This window comes from Vibrio sp. 10N.222.47.A9 (assembly GCF_963872585.1).
GTDB lineage: Bacteria > Pseudomonadota > Gammaproteobacteria > Enterobacterales > Vibrionaceae > Vibrio > Vibrio splendidus.
In genome coordinates this window covers 35,614-52,770 of record NZ_CAWNBB010000002.1, presented here as the reverse complement: position 1 = coordinate 52,770, position 17,157 = coordinate 35,614, and the positions used below count along the sequence as shown (strand labels likewise).

The window sequence follows — 17,157 nt, the reverse complement described above, 5'->3', positions numbered from 1 at the left end:
CAAAGGGGTAGAACTGCACCAATTATGTGCTCAGAGACAGCTGTATATTTAGAAATAACTATAGATTCAACACTCGCTAGCTATTAATTCACCGCTAACCAACGCCCTATTCTTCGCCAATTAACTGTCTATTCCTCGTTAACTAAATATGTATAATGCCGAGTTGTTAAAGTAGAAATTCGCAATAAATATGCGACAACAAATGAGAGATATTTTATGGAATGCCCCGCTTGCGAAGAACATATCGGATGGGAATGGGTAGAAGAAGCCGCTATCGAACCGAATGAAGAATTCGATTGCCCAGAGTGCCAAGAAACCTTGATGTATACCATCGATGAAGGCACCTATTACGGCGCGCAACATAAAACCGTAGAAGTAGTCGATCACTAACCTTTATTGGACTCCTTATTAAGCTGGGAAAAGTAATCACTTAAGTGATGCTTTCCTAAACAAGGTGCAATGGCATCCCCTTCCATTGCACTCAAGAAAAACTCCGCAGGACCAACTCGATTTTCCGGTAGTCGTCTTATCACGCTCAGAGCCAACTTTCTCACGCAATCGGGAATGTAAGTGATCCGCGTCATTTTACCCTGAGACTGAAACGCAAGTGCTGCGATTTGTGTAGCACTAAGGGCATCAGGACCGCCCACATCCAATTCTTTTTCGGCATTAGGCAATGATGCCAAAATAAAGTCTGCCAAATCTGCGCCATGAATCGGATTCAAACGCACATCACCCGAACCAAACAAGTACACCCTTCCCGACTGAGCCATGTTGTAGAACTCTTCGATATCTGCAAAAAATCCATTGGGACGAACCACACAAGGTGCTAACTGTTCAGATACCAATAAGCGGCATGCAAACCGTTCTTTGGCCTCGAGTAAGCGAACACTTTTGATGACATTGGCCCTAAACGCCGAGACATAAACAAACTTTTTGACGCCTGCTCGTTCAGCTTCTTCCAATAGGTTTAGGTTGGCTTGATAGTCGACATCCATGTAACTCAGTCCCTCTTTCTGACGTGTGATTCCAACACAAGAGATGACGATATCCACTCCATCGCAGCAACCTTTTAGGCTATCGGAATCGGTCACTTGTGCGATTTGAATTTGAGAGTCGTTTAGGCCGAGATCCTTCAATTTGTCAGCACTGCGAGCCTGCGCTTTGAAATCAGCATCACACGCTTGGAGCGCTTCAATAAGATGACGACCTAAGTATCCTGTCGCCCCTGCCACCAAAATTCGGCTTTTGAGCTCATTCGTTACGTTCATTTATAGATAACCCCATTTATTAAAAAGCCTCATTGATTAGATAGCTTCGTTTTCCGGACGATAAGGCTCTTCTCTTAGAATATGGCTGATCAGTAACTTCAAATAGAACACAGGTAAGAACCACTCTAAGCCGACAGGTGATTCGACGACATAAAGCGATATGATTAAGCTTAGCGTGTATAGAGTCAAAGCAACTGGGCGCTGAAGGTAAAGCTCGGTTTTCAGTACCAAGGCACACGCCAACATCATGTAGCCACCCGTCACTGCTACCCACATTAGATTTAAATCCAAGAACAGCCAACTGAATAACGTTAACTGAATGAAGTGAATAGCGATAAAGGTCATGTGTTGCTCAAAGCCTTCCCCTTCTCTGTGAAACCAACGTTTAGCGCTTGATGTCGCATTGGTGATCACGCCACCTAGCATATCAATCGTTAACAAAACCGCTGCCAAGTATTGACCCCAAGACCAGCCCAACTCTGCGTGATTAGCATAAGCTGCAATAAGCGCACCCGCTATGAACGGAATGTACAGTTGCAGGTTCTTCTCTGCTGATGTGGCACCGGGGCCAATAAACTTATCAAGTCCGCCTAAGAAGCCCGCTCTGAATGAGGGTAGGTTCCAATCAATTCTCATAGTTACCTCGAATAGTCGTCTTATTTTTATTTGGAACACTTGGTCTTTTAAAATTAGATCAAAGTTTAACCACTGTAAAGAATTATTTTTGACCACTTGGACTAATTTAAACTAAGATGACATTCATCAGCTACATTAAGCTATTGGTGATGCCTAAATTGACTGAACCTTCAACTATTGAATTCCGAGGAAGACTCATGCCAAAGATCGTCGATCATGACCAAAGACGCGAAGAGATCGCACTGAAAGCCGCTGGTGTGTTTTTGGAGTTTGGTTATAAAGAGTTGGGAATGAGACAACTCTGCTCACATCTCAACATGAGCAAGAGTGCGGTCTATCACTATTACAAAAGTAAAGACGAACTATTTAAGGCAGCAACCGAAGCCATTGTGCGACACGATGGTGGAAACCTCGCAGAACTGCCACTTGCAGTTGAGGCAACTACAGAACAGAAAATTGAAAACTTCGTTCAGATCTTCCAAGCGATAGAGTCGCGTCACTTCCAAGAAATGAAATTAGTTTTTGATTACATTGATGTGATTGGTCAGGACGCTGTCGCCCAGGATCCGAGCATGGCCATTGCCAACGAAAAGTATCAGCAATTGATTGCTCGATACGTTGATGAAAAGAACGCGCTACCGCTGTTCTCCATTCTTATCGGACTGCTCACTCACCAAACGCTGTGTGGTGGTACATTAGAAACCGATCACGTTCGCTCTGTGGTGAGAAAGCAAATAGACAAATAAGAACTTGAGCGCGAAGCCATTTAACAATGAGTTTCAACCAATTAATGGGGATTTCATCCATATTGATTTACCTTGGTTTGAGCGACAATAAACACACCTTTACTAGAACGGGCGTTCAGCATAAAATATTGAACATATGTTCAGATTAATGAAGTAGATGTTATGGCCAAGACTGCGAAGTTCGATAGACAAGATGTAGTAGATAAAGCAACGAACCTGTATTGGGAAAAGGGCTTTCACGCCACTTCTATGCGCAACCTGCAAGACGTGATTGATATGCGTCCGGGCAGCATCTACGCGACTTTTGGCAGCAAAGAAGGCTTGTTTAAAGAAACATTGGCTCGCTATACCGAACTCGGCATTCTCAATCTGAACCGCTTCCGCAGTGAGACGGATTCGCCGATCAAAGCGCTCGAAAATTTCGTGAAACGTGCGGTTGTCGAATCAAAACAAAGTTCGCCAAATGGCATGTGTATGCTGGCTAAAACGGTCGCAGAGCTGACAGATGAACACGCAGAGCTATTAGCAGAAGCGAAGAAATCACTAAAGATCATGGAAGGTGAGTTCGCCAAGTTGATTACAGAAGCGCAAGAACTGGGTGAGATCAGTACAGAGCGCGAGCCGACGCAACTTGCTCGACATGTTCAGGTTCAGATCGCAGGCCTGCGTACCTACGCCAAAACCTGTGACGATATCGATTTGCTCAACTCAATGGTTGAAGACGTATTTAAGTACCACCCTTTTTAAGGGCTGAGCTTATACATTAGAAAGCGATACAAAAAGACTCCACTTTCACCTTAACCGGCCTGAGCGGAGTCTTTTTAGTTTTGATCTAGTTAACTTTATAGATGATAAACTTTGCGGTTTAAAGAGTTACACCTTTCTCATGATCAACGCCTGAGCATTAAGCATCGCTTCCTTAGTACTGACATCTAAGGTTTTCACGTTCGCAAAGCGTTCTACTTCTTTAATCGCCACATCGTGAGCAAAGATCACCAGCCTCGCCCTTTCAATATCTTTCTGCGTGATACGATTGCCTATTCCGTTGGCACCCTGCGTTTCGACTTTAATCCGCACCCCAAGATGATGCGCCGCCTTTTCTAAGGATTTCGCTGCTAAGAATGTGTGGGCAACGCCTGACGGACAAGAAGTGATCGCCAATACATCCGCTTGCCCCTCTTCCGTTACCGAGCCACCCGTGAACTGATTAGAATTCGCTTCGCCTTCGACCACGTTCTTTTTCAGCAGTATCACGATCAGAGCCGTCGTTAGAGCACCTGCTAGTGTGCCGACGATATAGCCCATCTTGCCATCAACCACTGGCAATACAATCCAGCCGCCCCATGGTGCATGGTTCACTACATGGAACATAAAGCCAACCACGTTACCTACAATGCCACCAGCCACAACCGCAGGCAGAACGCGAGCAGGGTCAGCGGCTGCAAATGGAATCGCACCTTCACTGATGCCGATCATTCCCATGATACCCGCGGCTTTGCCCGCTTCACGCTCGTCTCGTTTAAATTTCTTCGGCGATAAGAAAGTCGCCAGTGCCATGCCTAGTGGTGGTGTACAAATCGCAATACCAACCCCCCCCATCAGCCAAGGTTGAGTGTTCACCTGCGTTTGAGCAAACAGCGTTGCGACCTTATTGATCGGGCCACCCATATCAAAGGCCGTCATCGCACCCAAAATGCTACCCAACACCACTTTTCCTGAGCCTGCCATGCCAGTCAGCATTTGGTTCATCTCTAGCATCACTTGGGCAATAGGAGAACCAATCACCCACATCACAGCCCCACAGGTGACAAAGGTACCGACTAGTGGATAGATGAAGATAGAGCTCAGCGAGATCATGCTGTCTGGGAGCTTGATCTTCTTGAGTAGATTAACCACAAAGCCCGCGAAGAAGCCGACCACAATCGCGCCGAGGAAGCCGGTATTGTATTGGTTGACCGCGACCCAAGAACCAATCATTCCGGGCGCTAAACCCGGTTTGTCGGCCATTGAATACGCGATGTAACCACCGAGCACGGCAGTAAACAGGGTTAACCCCGCGATGCCCATCTGTGCAATGTCAGCCAGAACGCCGCTCTCAGGCACTGCGCCATGACCCGACATCATTACCGACAAAGACAAAAGCACGCCACCCGCGACCACGAATGGAATCATGTGTGAGGTGCCGTATAACAAGTGTTCTTTAAGGCGATTAAGAGATTGTGCCCAAGGGCTGAGTGGCTCGACATACACTTCATGATGGCTAGAGGCGTAACTATCGAAAGGTTCAAAATTGGCTTCGAGAAACAGCTCTTGAGCTTCCTCGACCGACTCCACCGCCTTTAATTTTGTAACAAAGCCATCTTCGATAAGTCTGGTCGAAATCTGAGCTAGTACCTCGATATGGTGGTCGTCGTGGTTGTCTGGTGAAGCGAGCATAAAGAACACATCCGACAGCTCGCCGCCATCTGCGCCATAATCGATGCCAGAACGGCTGATACCTACCGCCACAGCTGGTTTAGCTACGGCAGTACTTTTCGCGTGTGGAATCGCAATACCATCGTCAAAGCCTGTATTACCGATGGCTTCACGCTTCCAGATATCATCAAGGAATTCACGTTTATTGGAGAGCTTACCGGCACGGTCGAGCAGTTCAACAAGCTCTTCAAATACCGCCTGTTTTGAGTCTGCTTGTAAATCTAAGCAGATGATCTCGGGCTCGATAATGTTGGTGATATCCATATGCTGCTCTGCCTCGCCTGATTTCAGACTGAAGTAATTACGTAAGTGATAAGGTTAATAAGATGAAAAGATTAACGGTGTGAAGGCACTCAATATATAGGACGAAAGGTGCATTAACTGGATTATTGTAACCAAGAACTCAGAGTGTGACTTTCACCTTGGAATAAAAAACGCCAATCCATAAAATCCACAGAACCCATAACAATATCGTCCCTCCGCCATGCGAGCTTTCTATACTGGATTTTCCATGCAAGATAGCTTTTCCAAGGTAGCTTCTGAAAGGTAGCTTTTGTAACGTAACAGGGACGAGATTAAGCCGAGAATAATAATGAGAATTGTAGCGGTAACTGCGTGCCCTACAGGCATTGCGCACACCTATATGGCAGCTGATGCTCTAAATAAAACAGCCCCTAAGTTCAACGTTTCAATCAAGGTCGAGACGCAAGGCGCTATGGGTATTGAAAACTTACTGACCGCCCAAGATATTACTCTCGCAGACAAAGTATTAATCGTATCTGATATCGATATTGAACAACCAAGCCGGTTCGACCCAGCTAAAACCTTATTCATTCCCATGGAAGAGGTGTTGTTGAGTGTCGATAAAGTCTTTATTAAGCATTGTCGAACTTAAACTTTTCATGAACGAATATCAGATTACCTTCTTCGTTAACGATCCTGCCGCAAACTCACATGTCGCGCAGCCGCTGACTCGCTTAGCGAAGAAGTTCAAAAGCAACATCCGCATTATCAACATCACTCAGAATCGAACTGCCGATCTCTCCAAATCCGTCGCGATGCTGCAAGTAGGTTTACTTCGTGGTGATTTGTGTCAGATAACCGCAGTTGGTATTGATGCGGAGCTGGCCTGTTTCGTTCTCAAAGATGTCATTGCTGAGCATTACGACATGGTTGGCTCACAAGTGAACCATGAATTCTCTAGCGATTTAATCCAGCGAATGCCGCAGATATGCCCACCTTGTGATATCAAATGGCACCACGCTAAGGCGCAAACCCAACTGACCAAATTTGAATGCTTGAAAGGGCTCGCCCACCTAGTGTATCCGGAAGATCCGGATGAGTTGATTCTGGCATTTATTAAGCGGGAGGAACGCTCTTCAACCTGCGTGTCACCAGGTATCGCACTGCCGCATGTGATGTTTGAATCGACTCAAGATCTCTCGATTGCGGTTATCGTCAGTGACGACCCGATTGACTGGGCATCACGTATCGGCGAAGTGCACGTTGCTATTGCACTCGTTCTGCCAACTAAACCACAACGAGAACATATTATTGCGGCGACCAACCTAACTCGAAACCTGCTTCACGATCAGGTCAATGAACGCCTGCAAAAGACTCGAAGCAGTGTCGACCTACAAGCTCTTCTGATGTATATCTCTTCACGTCTGATTTAATTCATCTCACCCTTTTAAGTTCAATTTCTTAATCAGCTAAGTTACTCACTCCATTGGTTATAATCCCAATTGCTTACACAATAAAAACGGCTGAGCAATTACGCTCAGCCGTTCCATTCTAAATGGCTTATCTTGTAGGTTCAGTTACTTAAGCTGTTTTTTTCGCTTGTTTCGCATCCTCAACCGAGTCGTCTACAGCTTTCACTAACAGTAGACCAACGATAAACACGATACCGCCACACAGTACGAACATCATTCTTCCCCAGAATGGGTTTGGTAGAGCAAACATCGCCATCACAGCTACACCAGACACTGCGATCAATGAACCCAGCATGTGACGTTGTTTGTTATCCAGTTTCTTCTGCGCGGTTGATTCAGAGACCAAAGGCGTCGCAAGGTTAGTGAAGAAGGTATCAACATCTTTCTGACGAGACGCTTCCAGTGGTTTATAGAACAAAGTCGAAAGAATAAAGAAGCCGCCTGTAAACGTTAAGTGAGCAATCAGGCCTACCGCTACTTTCAAATCAGACCATTCACGACCTGTTAGCGGCTCTAGGTTGAACCAATTTTGTAGCATTTCAGCGGTAATCACGAAGCCCACGATGTAAGACACAATCGCGCCAACCACTAACGTGCCCCAACCTGCCCAGTCCGGAGTCTTCTTAATGAAGAAGCCACAGAATGCTGGAATCGTCATTGGGAAACCGATTAATGCACCGACGTACATCATGGTGTCGAACAAGCTCAAGCCTTTCAGTGAGTTAATAAACAGTGCGATAAGGATGATAGCGACACCGAAAACCGAAGACATCAACTTAGACACAACCATCAACTCTTTCTCTGTCGCGTTTGGACGAAGAATCGGTTGGTAGAAGTTGATTACAAAGATACCTGAGTTACGGTTTAAGCCTGAGTCCATAGAAGACATGGTTGCTGCGAACATTGCTGCGATTAGAAGCCCCACCATACCCGCTGGCATGTATTGCTCTACGAAGTAAAGGTAAGCGAAGTCGCCTGCTTTAGAACCTGCATCTGGGTAATGTGCTGCAAGGTCAACGCCTTGTCCTGCTACAAACCAAGGTGGCATGAACCAAATGATTGGACCAATTGTCATCAGAATACACGCCAACAGCGCTGCTTTCTTCGCGTTCTTGGAGTCTTTTGCCGCTAGGTAACGGTAAGAGTTCAACATGTTGTTGGTGATACTGAACTGTTTGAAAAAGATAAAGAATGCCCAGATACCGAAGATGCTTACGTAGTTCAGGTTGTTACCAGAAACAAATGATGCGCCTTCTGCTACAGGGAAATCGTTGATGATTTCAGTAACACCGCCACCTTGCACGATAGCCACAGCAGCACATGTCACGGTTACTGCCATGATGATAACCATCTGCATGAAGTCAGACGCGATAACCGCCCATGAACCGCCCGTTACCGACATCACTAGTACAACAAGACCGGTTAGAACGATGGTGGTTGTCATATCGAAGCCAAATATGCCCGATGCGATAATCGCCAAACCGTTCAGCCATATACCTGCAGAAACAATACTGTTCGGCATGCCAGACCAAGTAAACACTTGCTCGTTGAAGCTACCAAAACGCATACGAATCGCATCAATTGGCGTTACTACACGCAGCTGACGGAATTTCGGAGCGAAGTACAGGTAGTTCATCAGGTAACCAAATGCGTTCGCTAGGAAGATAACCGCGACAGCCATACCATCGGCATACGCTTTACCCGCTGCGCCAGTGAAGGTCCAAGCACTGAACTGAGTCATAAACGCAGTCGCGCCAACCATCCACCAAAGCATGTTGCCGCCCCCGCGGAAATAGTCACTGGTTGTACTGGTGAACGTTCTAAACATCCAACCTATTGCGATAAGGAAAAGGAAATAAATTCCTACGATCAGAGTATTGAGTTCCATGTATAAGTCTTCTTTATGATGAATATCTGAAGAGCATATTATCTATAGAATTCTTAATTTGTAGTATTATAAGTCAAGGTTGTGATGGGGCGTATAAACCTGAATATTTGATTTCGAGGCATTAATTACACGTTAGTAAACAAAGAACAAGTCGACGAAAAGTAAACATTTAAAATCAATAACTTAAAATCATTTCAATCAGTAAGTTGGACAACAATAACAAGATTTTATCGTCTCGATAAGTGGTTTTCAATTTACTTGGCATTCATTAAATGCATCGCATTAATACATCAACTCTCACACGTTTAATTCAATAAAGAGGCAACGAAAAATAATAAGCAACTCGCAAAGCGAACCCTTAATGTTATTAATTGGGGGTTATTTAGTGAAACGGGATAAATAGAAATCGTGCCTAAAGATAAGGTTGGGAAATAAGGTGTAGAAATAAACGGCAGAGGAGAACACAAAGCAAATTGCTCACCACACCACAGAGTCCACTGTGGTGATCTAGTCATACAAATTTCGGTCGTATAAGCTCTGGTCACAAAAGGTAATTTGAAGGGATATTAGATTGAACCACGATATTCGGTCGGCGTTCTTCCGGTGCGATTCTTAAACACGCGGCAGAAGTAGTTCACATCTTTAAAGCCACAACGTAGTGCCACTTCATTGAGTTTGAAGTTGTACTTCTTAAGCATGAACTTAGCGCGGTCGACCCGCACGCGGGTGATGTATTCTGCTAGCGTCATGTGGCCTTGCTGACGGAACATTCGCGACAAGTGATTGGATGAAATGCTAAAGCGTGAGGCAATGCTGTCTCGGGTGATTTGGCGGTGGAAGTTCTCTTGAATGTAGATACAAATCCCCTGATACACATCCTGTACTCGGCTATGAGATTTTTCTACGGGCGCTTCCAGCATGATTTTACTGTATTGCAGTAGAGCTTGCAGCAATAACTCATCCATCGGCTGCTTGTTGCTCTCCCTCGCTAGCGAGCTAAGCGCCTCCAAGATATTATCAATCGCAAACCCTGATCGAGTCTGAATACTGTGCTTTTGAATATCGTAAAAGCTTTCTTCCCCTTTGCGCTTACTCACCAAACTTAAACCCAGCTGACGACGACCAAACAACATACTCAACACTGAGCAGTCAGTATCCCAGTTAGGTTTATTCCAGCAGTTAGGTGGGATGAAAATCGCGTCTCCGGCTTTGGCAATAACGTTAGTGATCTTACGATCATGACTCTCCATTTCATTAATATACTCTCCGTCTAGCACCAGCTCTAAGCGCGGAAAGTTCACCTGATAACTGCACGCTGAAGGTGTATGAAAATCTCCAGCAAACCAGATGTTATGAAACGGTTCTCGCTCATTTAACACCGACGAGATTAAGTCATGAAATATCATTATTCGAACTCTTATAAGCAGCAATAAGGCTACCGGAATAGATATACCTGTAACTGAAACATAGCGCTATTGAGCAAAATCACAATTTGAGATCTAGGTTACAAAAATCCAGTCGTAGAAATAAATCTCCAGTAGAGAAACCGATGAGTCACGTTACTTCCCAGATAACAAATCACGCCGAACCCCTTATAAATAAAAGCTTAAGAGCACGACAAACCTTGTCAACATAGGGCTAAAAACGCCCGTTCGACCGATCAAAATCACACTCCATTTATAACGCAACAATCATCCAGTAAATGCATTTTTTCTTCACTACAGAAGGTAAGCCGTAGATTCCAGAATACCCCTAACAAAATAAAAACAGAGTAGGGGTTCATTATGATCACGACATTGATCAATCAAGATTTGATTAAGCTTTCGCTTAGCGCTAATTCAAAAGAAGACGTATTTAAAGAGCTGATAGACGTGCTTTACGCACAAGGCAGAATCTCAGACAAAGCACAGTTTCTTGCCGACATTAAGGCTCGTGAAGAACAAGGTAATACCGGATTTGAAGAAGGTATTGCTTTGCCACACGCGAAAAGCGCTGCGGTCATCAAACCCGCGGTTGTTATCGGTGTCCATCAACAGGGTATCGAGTACGGCGCAGATGACGGCCAGCCATCAAAACTATTTTTCATGATTGCCTCTCCTGATGGCGGTGATAATCACCACATCGAAGTACTGGCAGAGCTTTCTTCAAAACTGATTGAAGAAGGCTTTATCGAAAGCTTCATGAATGCTCAATCTGAACAAGAAGCATTGGAACTACTGCTTACCAAACCTGAACCTTCAGCAACCGAAACCAACATTGAGAAGCAAGGTTTCATCATTGGCGTGACTGGCTGTCCTGCTGGCGTTGCACACACGTATTTAGCAGCCGAAGCACTAGAGAAAGGGGCAGCGGCTCTTGGCTACGGCATCAAGGTCGAAACCAACGGTTCTATTGGCGTTAAAAACAGCCCGACTCAAGAAGAGATCGAACGTGCAGACGCGATTGTCGTGGCTTGTGATAAACAGGTCGACATGGCTCGCTTTGCCGGAAAACGCGTCATCAGCACCAACGTAAAAGCGCCAATCAAAGACGCGCAAGGCTTGATTCAGCAAGCGCTCAATGCACCTAGCTACCAAGCTGAACAAACGCCAACCAACCAATCTGTTGTAGAGAAAGCATCACAAGCGCGTTCTGACCTTTATCGTTACTTGATGAATGGCGTATCACACATGATTCCATTCGTGGTGACTGGCGGCCTATTGATTGCCCTTGCACTGGCGATTGGCGGCGAACCAAGTGAATCTGGCATGGCAATTCCTGCTGGCAGCATGTGGAACCAAATTCTAGAAGTGGGTGTGGTTGCGTTCACCCTGATGATTCCAATCTTGGCTGGCTACATTGCTTACGCGATTGCTGACCGCCCTGCCCTAACCCCTGGCCTTATCGGTGGTTGGATTGCTAACAACGGTTCTTTCTATGGCGCTGACGCAGGCACTGGCTTCATTGGTGCAATCATCGCAGGTCTATTGGTGGGTTACTTCGTTAAATGGATTACCTCGTTTAACTACCACAAATTCGTTCAACCGCTTGTGCCTATCATGATCGCTCCGATCACTGGTTCTCTATTCATCGCGGGTCTGTTCATCTTTGTTATCGGTGCACCTATAGCAGGGCTGATGGATGCGCTTACTGCACTACTAACGAGCATGAGCACAGGCAACGTGGTTCTACTAGGCATCGTACTGGGTGGTATGGCTGGTTTTGATATGGGCGGCCCATTCAATAAGGTGGCATTCCTATTCTCGGTCGGCATGATTGCCAGCGGTCAAACTCAATTCATGGGTGCTATGGCGTGTGCAATCCCTGTGGCTCCACTGGGTATGGCTATCGCAACCAGACTTGGCCGCAAGTTCGACCTGTTCGAATCTTCTGAAATTGAAGCAGGTAAAGCTGCAGGCGCGATGGGCTTAGTGGGTATCTCTGAAGGTGCGATTCCTTTCGCAGCTCAAGATCCTATGTCGGTAATCCCTGCCAACGTACTTGGTTCAATGACGGCAGCGGTTATGGCGTTCTCGTTTGGTATTACCAACAGCGTGGCTCACGGTGGTCCAGTAGTTGCTCTGTTAGGTGCAATGAACTACCCAATGTTGGCACTGCTGTGCATGGCATCAGGTGCGGGCGTAACTGCGGTGACTTGTATCGCGCTTAAAAATCTACGCAAAGCCAAGCTAACGACAGCAGCGGCTTAAGCCATTTCAACTCCAATGGCTTGAGCCCTTCTAAGCTCGTATTTCAATAAATCGAGTAGAGCTCAAGCCATGTTTCCCTACATGGTGATTTCGATGTCTGATTTTTCTTTAGCGAACGATTCGTTCGTACAACGTTTTTTCTACCCAATGACTAATGTGATTCAGAACTACGCATGGGGTAGCCCTTCTTCGTTTAGCCAACTGTTTGGTATTGATAACCAATCAGGTGAGCCGCAAGCGGAGATCTGGATGGGCGCTCACCCGAATGGCTGCTCAATGGTGAACGACAACGGGCAGCAGACAACATTGTCGAACCTTATTTCCAAGAACCTAAACCTGTTTCTAAGCGAGAAAGTCGCGAGCCGTTTTGGTGAACTTCCGTATCTGTTTAAGGTGTTAGCGGCGGAGAAAGCGCTGTCGGTTCAAGTACACCCGAACAAGCAGCAAGCCGAATCTGGATATGCTCTTGAAGAGCAGCAAGGCATTCCGATGACAGCCGGCAACCGTAACTACAAGGATGCCAACCACAAGCCCGAACTGGTGTATGCCCTAACCGACTACACCGCAATGAATGGTTTTAGATCAATCAGCGAGATCCTTGAGCACTTCCATTACCTTGATATTCCAGAACTGCATTCGATGGTCAACGACCTACAAGGCGATCAAACTCCTAATGGCTTAGCCTGCTTTTTTGCGAGCCTGTTGTCTTTAGAAGGTGAACAAAAAGGCATGGCGCTGACCATGTTGCTGGTGAAGGCGAAGCTTTCAGATACACCTGTGTTTCAGTTGATTTCAGAACTGGAAGATCAATACCCAGGTGATGTCGGCCTATTCGCACCACTGCTATTGAACGTGATCACCCTAAAGCCGGGGCAAGCGATGTATCTAGATGCAGAAACACCCCATGCTTACATCAAAGGGACAGGCTTAGAGATCATGGCGAACTCAGACAATGTACTCCGCGCAGGGCTAACGCCTAAGTACATGGACGTGAATGAGCTAGTTTCTTGTACTCGATTTAATGAAAAGCCTGCGGATAGGTTACTGCTCAGCCCGATTGAGCAAGGTGATGTGATGGAATACCAAATTCCAGTCGAGGATTTTAAGTTCTCTATCGTGCAAAACTCACATCAGCGAAAGATCACTACCGAAGGTGCCGAGATCCTGCTACCACTCGATCAGTCCATGGTGCTAACCCATCAATGTGGTGAAACCTGCATAATTGAGAAAGGCCAATCGGTTTTCATTCCCGCTTACGCTGAGAGTTACAAGCTGGATTGCGTTGGACGCGTGGCGCGTGCTTACAGCTAGCTCTACAAAGTAAATCTAGCTCTCCCGAGTAAATACAAACACTGATCATGCCCTGCTTTGCGGGGCATTTTTGTTCCTACAGAAAGTTATTTCAACCCCGAAGTACACCATCAAATATGACTCATCTCACACTGGATGAATGATGCAAATCACACTTAATTTTGCTTGGTACAAATGTACAGTGAAGGGCTTTTATTTGCTATTTCGCGAATCGGGTTAATCCATTAATTTTAATTCAAGAACTTCAATAGTGAATGAGTTAATAAATGATCACACAGCTAACTAACGTCAACTTAATTAATAACAACCTTCAAGCGAATAATAAAAAAGAACTGTTTGAAGAATTGGCAAGCATGTTATTTGAGAACAACCGAATCAGTAATAAAGAAGCCTTCTTGGCAGACATCGAAATTCGTGAATCTCAAAGCATCACTTCAATGGACGGCATCGCTTACCCACACTCAAAAAGCAAGGCTGTAACTGAGCCAGCGATTGCAGTCGGTGTTAAGCGTGAAGGCATTGAGTATGGCGATGAAGACGGCATTAACCCAACCGTGTTTTTTATGATTGCCTCACCAGATAACGGTGCTGACCATCATATTTATGTACTACAAGAACTATTTGGAAAATTCAGCGATGAATTTATTCAAGATATCCATAACGCAAAAGACGAACAACAAATTCTTAATATTTTAATTAATTCATAAGGCGTAGAAAATTATGAGCACCCTAACAACTCAAGCTACGAATACCAGTAGTAACTCTAATAATAAAAATAGTAGTAGCGACTATAAAAAAATCCTTAGTACCATGAAAGGCCATCTGCTTTTCGGTACATCACACATGCTACCTTTCATCGTAGCCGGTGGTGTTCTGCTGGCTTTAGCGGTAATGGCATCAGGCAAAGGTGCTGTACCAGCAGACGGCTTGCTGGCAGACATCTCTAATATCGGTATCAAGGGCCTTGTTCTTTTCCCAATCATTCTTGGCGGCTTTATTGGTTACTCCATTGCAGACAAACCAGCACTTGCACCTGCGATGATCTCTTCTGGCATCATGGCAGACATGGGCGGCGGCTTCCTTGGCTGTATCGTGGCAGGCTTTATCGCCGGTGGCGTGGTGTTCCAACTTAAGAAGATCCCACTTTCTGCGAACATGACGGCGCTAGGTGCGTACTTCATCTACCCGCTTCTAGGCACGTTAATCTCTGCAGGTATCGTACTGTGGGGTATCGGTGAGCCAATCAAACTGTTCATGTCTTCAATGAACGAGTTCCTAGCTTCAATGGCTGGCGCATCTAAGATGGTTCTGGGCACAATCCTTGGCGGTATGACGGCGTTTGATATGGGCGGCCCTATCAACAAAGTAGCGACCCTATTTGCTCAAACTCAAGTAGACACACAACCTTGGTTAATGGGCGGCGTAGGCATCGCGATTTGTACACCTCCTCTAGGCATGGCACTGGCAACTTTCCTATTCAAAAACAAGTTCTCTAAACAAGAGCAAGAAGCAGGTAAAGCAGCAGCAATCATGGGTTCTATCGGTATCTCTGAAGGTGCTATCCCATTCGCAGCGAACGACCCAATGCGCGTGCTTCCTTCAATCGTTGCCGGTGGTATCGTGGGCTGTGTATTCGGCTTTATGACAGACGTTCTACTGCACGCACCGTGGGGCGGCCTAATCACTGCACCTGTATCAAGCAACATTCCAATGTACGTCGTCGGTATTGCGCTTGGCTCGCTAACCACAGCCGTTATCGTTGGCTTCTGGAAGCCAGTCGCGATTGAAACAGAAGAAGACATGCTTGAAGCAACGCCAGTACAAGCTCAAGCGGCTCCTGAAGCAGGTGAAGGCGAGTACGACATCGTAGCAGTAACATGTTGCCCTTCTGGTGTTGCACACACCTTCATGGCGGCAAAAGCACTAGAGAAAGCAGGCTTAGCAGCAGGCCTTAAAATTAAGGTAGAAACTCAAGGTCAAAACGGTATTCAGAACCGCATCACCGACCCAGATGTGGCGAACGCAAGACTGGTTATCTTAGCTCACGATATTCAAGTGAAAGACGCTCACCGCTTTGCTAATGCGAACGTGATTGAGTGTTCAACGAAGGAAGCAATGAAGAAAGCTGCGACTATGGTGGCTATCTAAAACCTGAAACAAGTTAGAAGATAAAATTACTACCCCCTAGTAACTAAAATCCCCATTCGTTTTGTCAGCGAATGGGGATTTGTTTATCTAGACGAATTGTCACAAACTTTAGCTCTGTAACGTCAGTTTGATCAGCCGTGAGGAACAAGGGTCTCTTCGGTTTCCAAATCAAACAAGTGACACTGTAGCGTATTAAAATGAAGTACTGTCTCTTCGCCGCTGTTTGCAATTCGGTCTGCATCGAAAGGGATACGAGCGACCAGCTTGTCTGCACCGAGTTTGAAATAGAGATACAACTCATTACCCATCGACTCGACCACATCAAGTCTATGTACTTGAGTATTTACCTCAGACAACGGCGCATCGTGATTGGCCAGTTGAATGTGCTCAGGGCGAACGCCAAACCACAACCACTCTCCTACTTTTTCACGAGCGATAGCTTGCTTGTCTTGTGGCAGCGTCCAGCGTGCTCCACTTTCTGATACTACATTCATTACACCGTCAATCTCATCTACTCTCACCTTGATAAGGTTCATGGCTGGCGAACCAATAAAGCCTGCGACAAACTTATTGGCTGGGTACTGATAAAGATTCATCGGCGTATCGACTTGCATGATCTCGCCTTGATTCAATACACAAATGCGATCGCCAAGGGTCATGGCTTCCACCTGATCGTGTGTCACGTAGATCATGGTGGCGTTTTGCCCTTCTTGCTTCAGGTTGTTGTGCAGCTGCGCAATGCTGACACGAGTCGACACACGTAGCTTTGCGTCTAAGTTAGACAACGGCTCATCAAACAGAAATACATCCGGCTTACGTACCATGGCACAACCTAGAGCCACACGCTGCCTTTGACCGCCCGACATTTCACCCGGCTTATTATTCAGCAGGTGTTCGATATCGAGAGTTTTGGCTGCATCTTCAATACGTTCATTGATTTCGTGCTTTGGCAGCTTCTGTTGCTTCAGACCAAAAGCCATGTTTTCGTACACCGACATGTGCGGATAAAGCGCGTAGTTCTGAAACACCATCGAGATACCACGATCTTTGGGTGGCAGCTCATTCACACGCTTATCGCCAATGTAGACATCGCCTTCTGAGATATCTTCAAGACCCGCAATCATACGAAGTGTCGTGGATTTTGCGCAGCCAGACGGCCCAACAAACACCATAAACTCGCCTTCGCGAATATTAAGATCGACACCATGCACGGCCTTAAAACCATTTGGGTAGGTTTTCTCTACCCCTCTCAGTGTGACTTCAGCCATAACCTGTCCT

Annotated in this window: 15 protein-coding genes; 9 read left to right on the top strand and 6 right to left on the bottom strand. The window is 45.9% G+C overall.

Going from position 1 to position 17,157, the window contains the following annotated elements; all coding sequences use genetic code 11:
- The first annotated feature begins 216 nt into the window (after positions 1–216).
- The gene (locus tag AACT19_RS01225; RefSeq protein ID WP_004732938.1) at positions 217–390 is read left to right on the top strand and encodes a hypothetical protein; all 174 of its coding nucleotides are present in this window, start codon (positions 217–219) and stop codon (positions 388–390) included.
- On the opposite strand, the gene AACT19_RS01220 is transcribed toward AACT19_RS01225, so the two are convergent.
- Together AACT19_RS01220 and AACT19_RS01215 are read right to left on the bottom strand one after the other, a co-directional pair.
- Positions 387–1,271 carry an SDR family oxidoreductase gene (locus AACT19_RS01220; RefSeq protein WP_076644859.1) on the bottom strand — a complete coding sequence of 295 codons (885 nt, stop codon included), beginning with the start codon at positions 1,269–1,271 and terminating at the stop codon, positions 387–389. The genes AACT19_RS01225 and AACT19_RS01220 overlap by 4 nt on opposite strands.
- Before the next feature lie 36 nt (positions 1,272–1,307).
- Positions 1,308–1,907, bottom strand: a complete 600-nt coding sequence (locus tag AACT19_RS01215; RefSeq protein WP_076644858.1) for a hypothetical protein — start codon at positions 1,905–1,907, stop codon at positions 1,308–1,310.
- Between the two features lie 197 nt (positions 1,908–2,104).
- Here AACT19_RS01215 and AACT19_RS01210 point away from each other — a divergent pair, with 197 nt between their 5' ends.
- Positions 2,105–2,653: a TetR/AcrR family transcriptional regulator gene (locus AACT19_RS01210; RefSeq protein ID WP_029405971.1), complete on the top strand. Its 549-nt coding sequence runs from the start codon at positions 2,105–2,107 to the stop codon at positions 2,651–2,653.
- A 162-nt stretch (positions 2,654–2,815) separates the two neighbouring features.
- Positions 2,816–3,400, top strand: coding sequence for a TetR/AcrR family transcriptional regulator (locus tag AACT19_RS01205; RefSeq protein WP_076644857.1), 585 nt, complete (start codon positions 2,816–2,818; stop codon positions 3,398–3,400).
- Between the two features lie 126 nt (positions 3,401–3,526).
- On the opposite strand, the gene AACT19_RS01200 is transcribed toward AACT19_RS01205, so the two are convergent.
- Positions 3,527–5,392 carry a fructose-specific PTS transporter subunit EIIC gene (locus AACT19_RS01200; RefSeq protein ID WP_076644856.1) on the bottom strand — a complete coding sequence of 622 codons (1,866 nt, stop codon included), beginning with the start codon at positions 5,390–5,392 and terminating at the stop codon, positions 3,527–3,529.
- A 328-nt stretch (positions 5,393–5,720) separates the two neighbouring features.
- On the opposite strand from AACT19_RS01200, the gene AACT19_RS01195 reads away from it, so the two are divergent.
- Positions 5,721–6,023 (top strand): PTS fructose transporter subunit IIB, encoded by a 303-nt coding sequence (locus tag AACT19_RS01195; RefSeq protein WP_017069788.1) that lies wholly within the window; start codon positions 5,721–5,723, stop codon positions 6,021–6,023.
- A 7-nt stretch (positions 6,024–6,030) separates the two neighbouring features.
- Positions 6,031–6,804: a PTS sugar transporter subunit IIA gene (locus tag AACT19_RS01190; RefSeq protein ID WP_076644855.1), complete on the top strand. Its 774-nt coding sequence runs from the start codon at positions 6,031–6,033 to the stop codon at positions 6,802–6,804.
- A 148-nt stretch (positions 6,805–6,952) separates the two neighbouring features.
- Here AACT19_RS01190 and AACT19_RS01185 read toward each other — a convergent pair whose 3' ends face one another.
- Both AACT19_RS01185 and AACT19_RS01180 read right to left on the bottom strand, forming a co-directional pair.
- Positions 6,953–8,731: a sodium:solute symporter family transporter gene (locus AACT19_RS01185; RefSeq protein ID WP_017090435.1), complete on the bottom strand. Its 1,779-nt coding sequence runs from the start codon at positions 8,729–8,731 to the stop codon at positions 6,953–6,955.
- Between the two features lie 566 nt (positions 8,732–9,297).
- Positions 9,298–10,137: a helix-turn-helix transcriptional regulator gene (locus AACT19_RS01180; RefSeq protein WP_029222326.1), complete on the bottom strand. Its 840-nt coding sequence runs from the start codon at positions 10,135–10,137 to the stop codon at positions 9,298–9,300.
- Between the two features lie 378 nt (positions 10,138–10,515).
- On the opposite strand from AACT19_RS01180, the gene AACT19_RS01175 reads away from it, so the two are divergent.
- The 4 genes from AACT19_RS01175 (at position 10,516) to AACT19_RS01160 (ending at position 15,879) form a co-directional block, all read left to right on the top strand.
- Positions 10,516–12,420: a PTS fructose transporter subunit IIABC gene (locus tag AACT19_RS01175; RefSeq protein WP_076644854.1), complete on the top strand. Its 1,905-nt coding sequence runs from the start codon at positions 10,516–10,518 to the stop codon at positions 12,418–12,420.
- 93 nt (positions 12,421–12,513) lie between these two features.
- Entirely contained in the window at positions 12,514–13,731 is a 1,218-nt protein-coding gene (manA, locus tag AACT19_RS01170; RefSeq protein WP_076644853.1) for a mannose-6-phosphate isomerase, class I, read from the top strand.
- Between the two features lie 266 nt (positions 13,732–13,997).
- Positions 13,998–14,438, top strand: coding sequence for a PTS sugar transporter subunit IIA (locus tag AACT19_RS01165; RefSeq protein ID WP_017111489.1), 441 nt, complete (start codon positions 13,998–14,000; stop codon positions 14,436–14,438).
- A gap of 13 nt (positions 14,439–14,451) precedes the next feature.
- Complete coding sequence (locus tag AACT19_RS01160) at positions 14,452–15,879, top strand: fructose-specific PTS transporter subunit EIIC (RefSeq protein WP_076644852.1); 1,428 nt, start codon at positions 14,452–14,454, stop codon at positions 15,877–15,879.
- A gap of 131 nt (positions 15,880–16,010) precedes the next feature.
- Here AACT19_RS01160 and AACT19_RS01155 read toward each other — a convergent pair whose 3' ends face one another.
- Positions 16,011–17,147 carry an ABC transporter ATP-binding protein gene (locus AACT19_RS01155; protein ID WP_076644851.1) on the bottom strand — a complete coding sequence of 379 codons (1,137 nt, stop codon included), beginning with the start codon at positions 17,145–17,147 and terminating at the stop codon, positions 16,011–16,013.
- Positions 17,148–17,157: the final 10 nt, after the last annotated feature.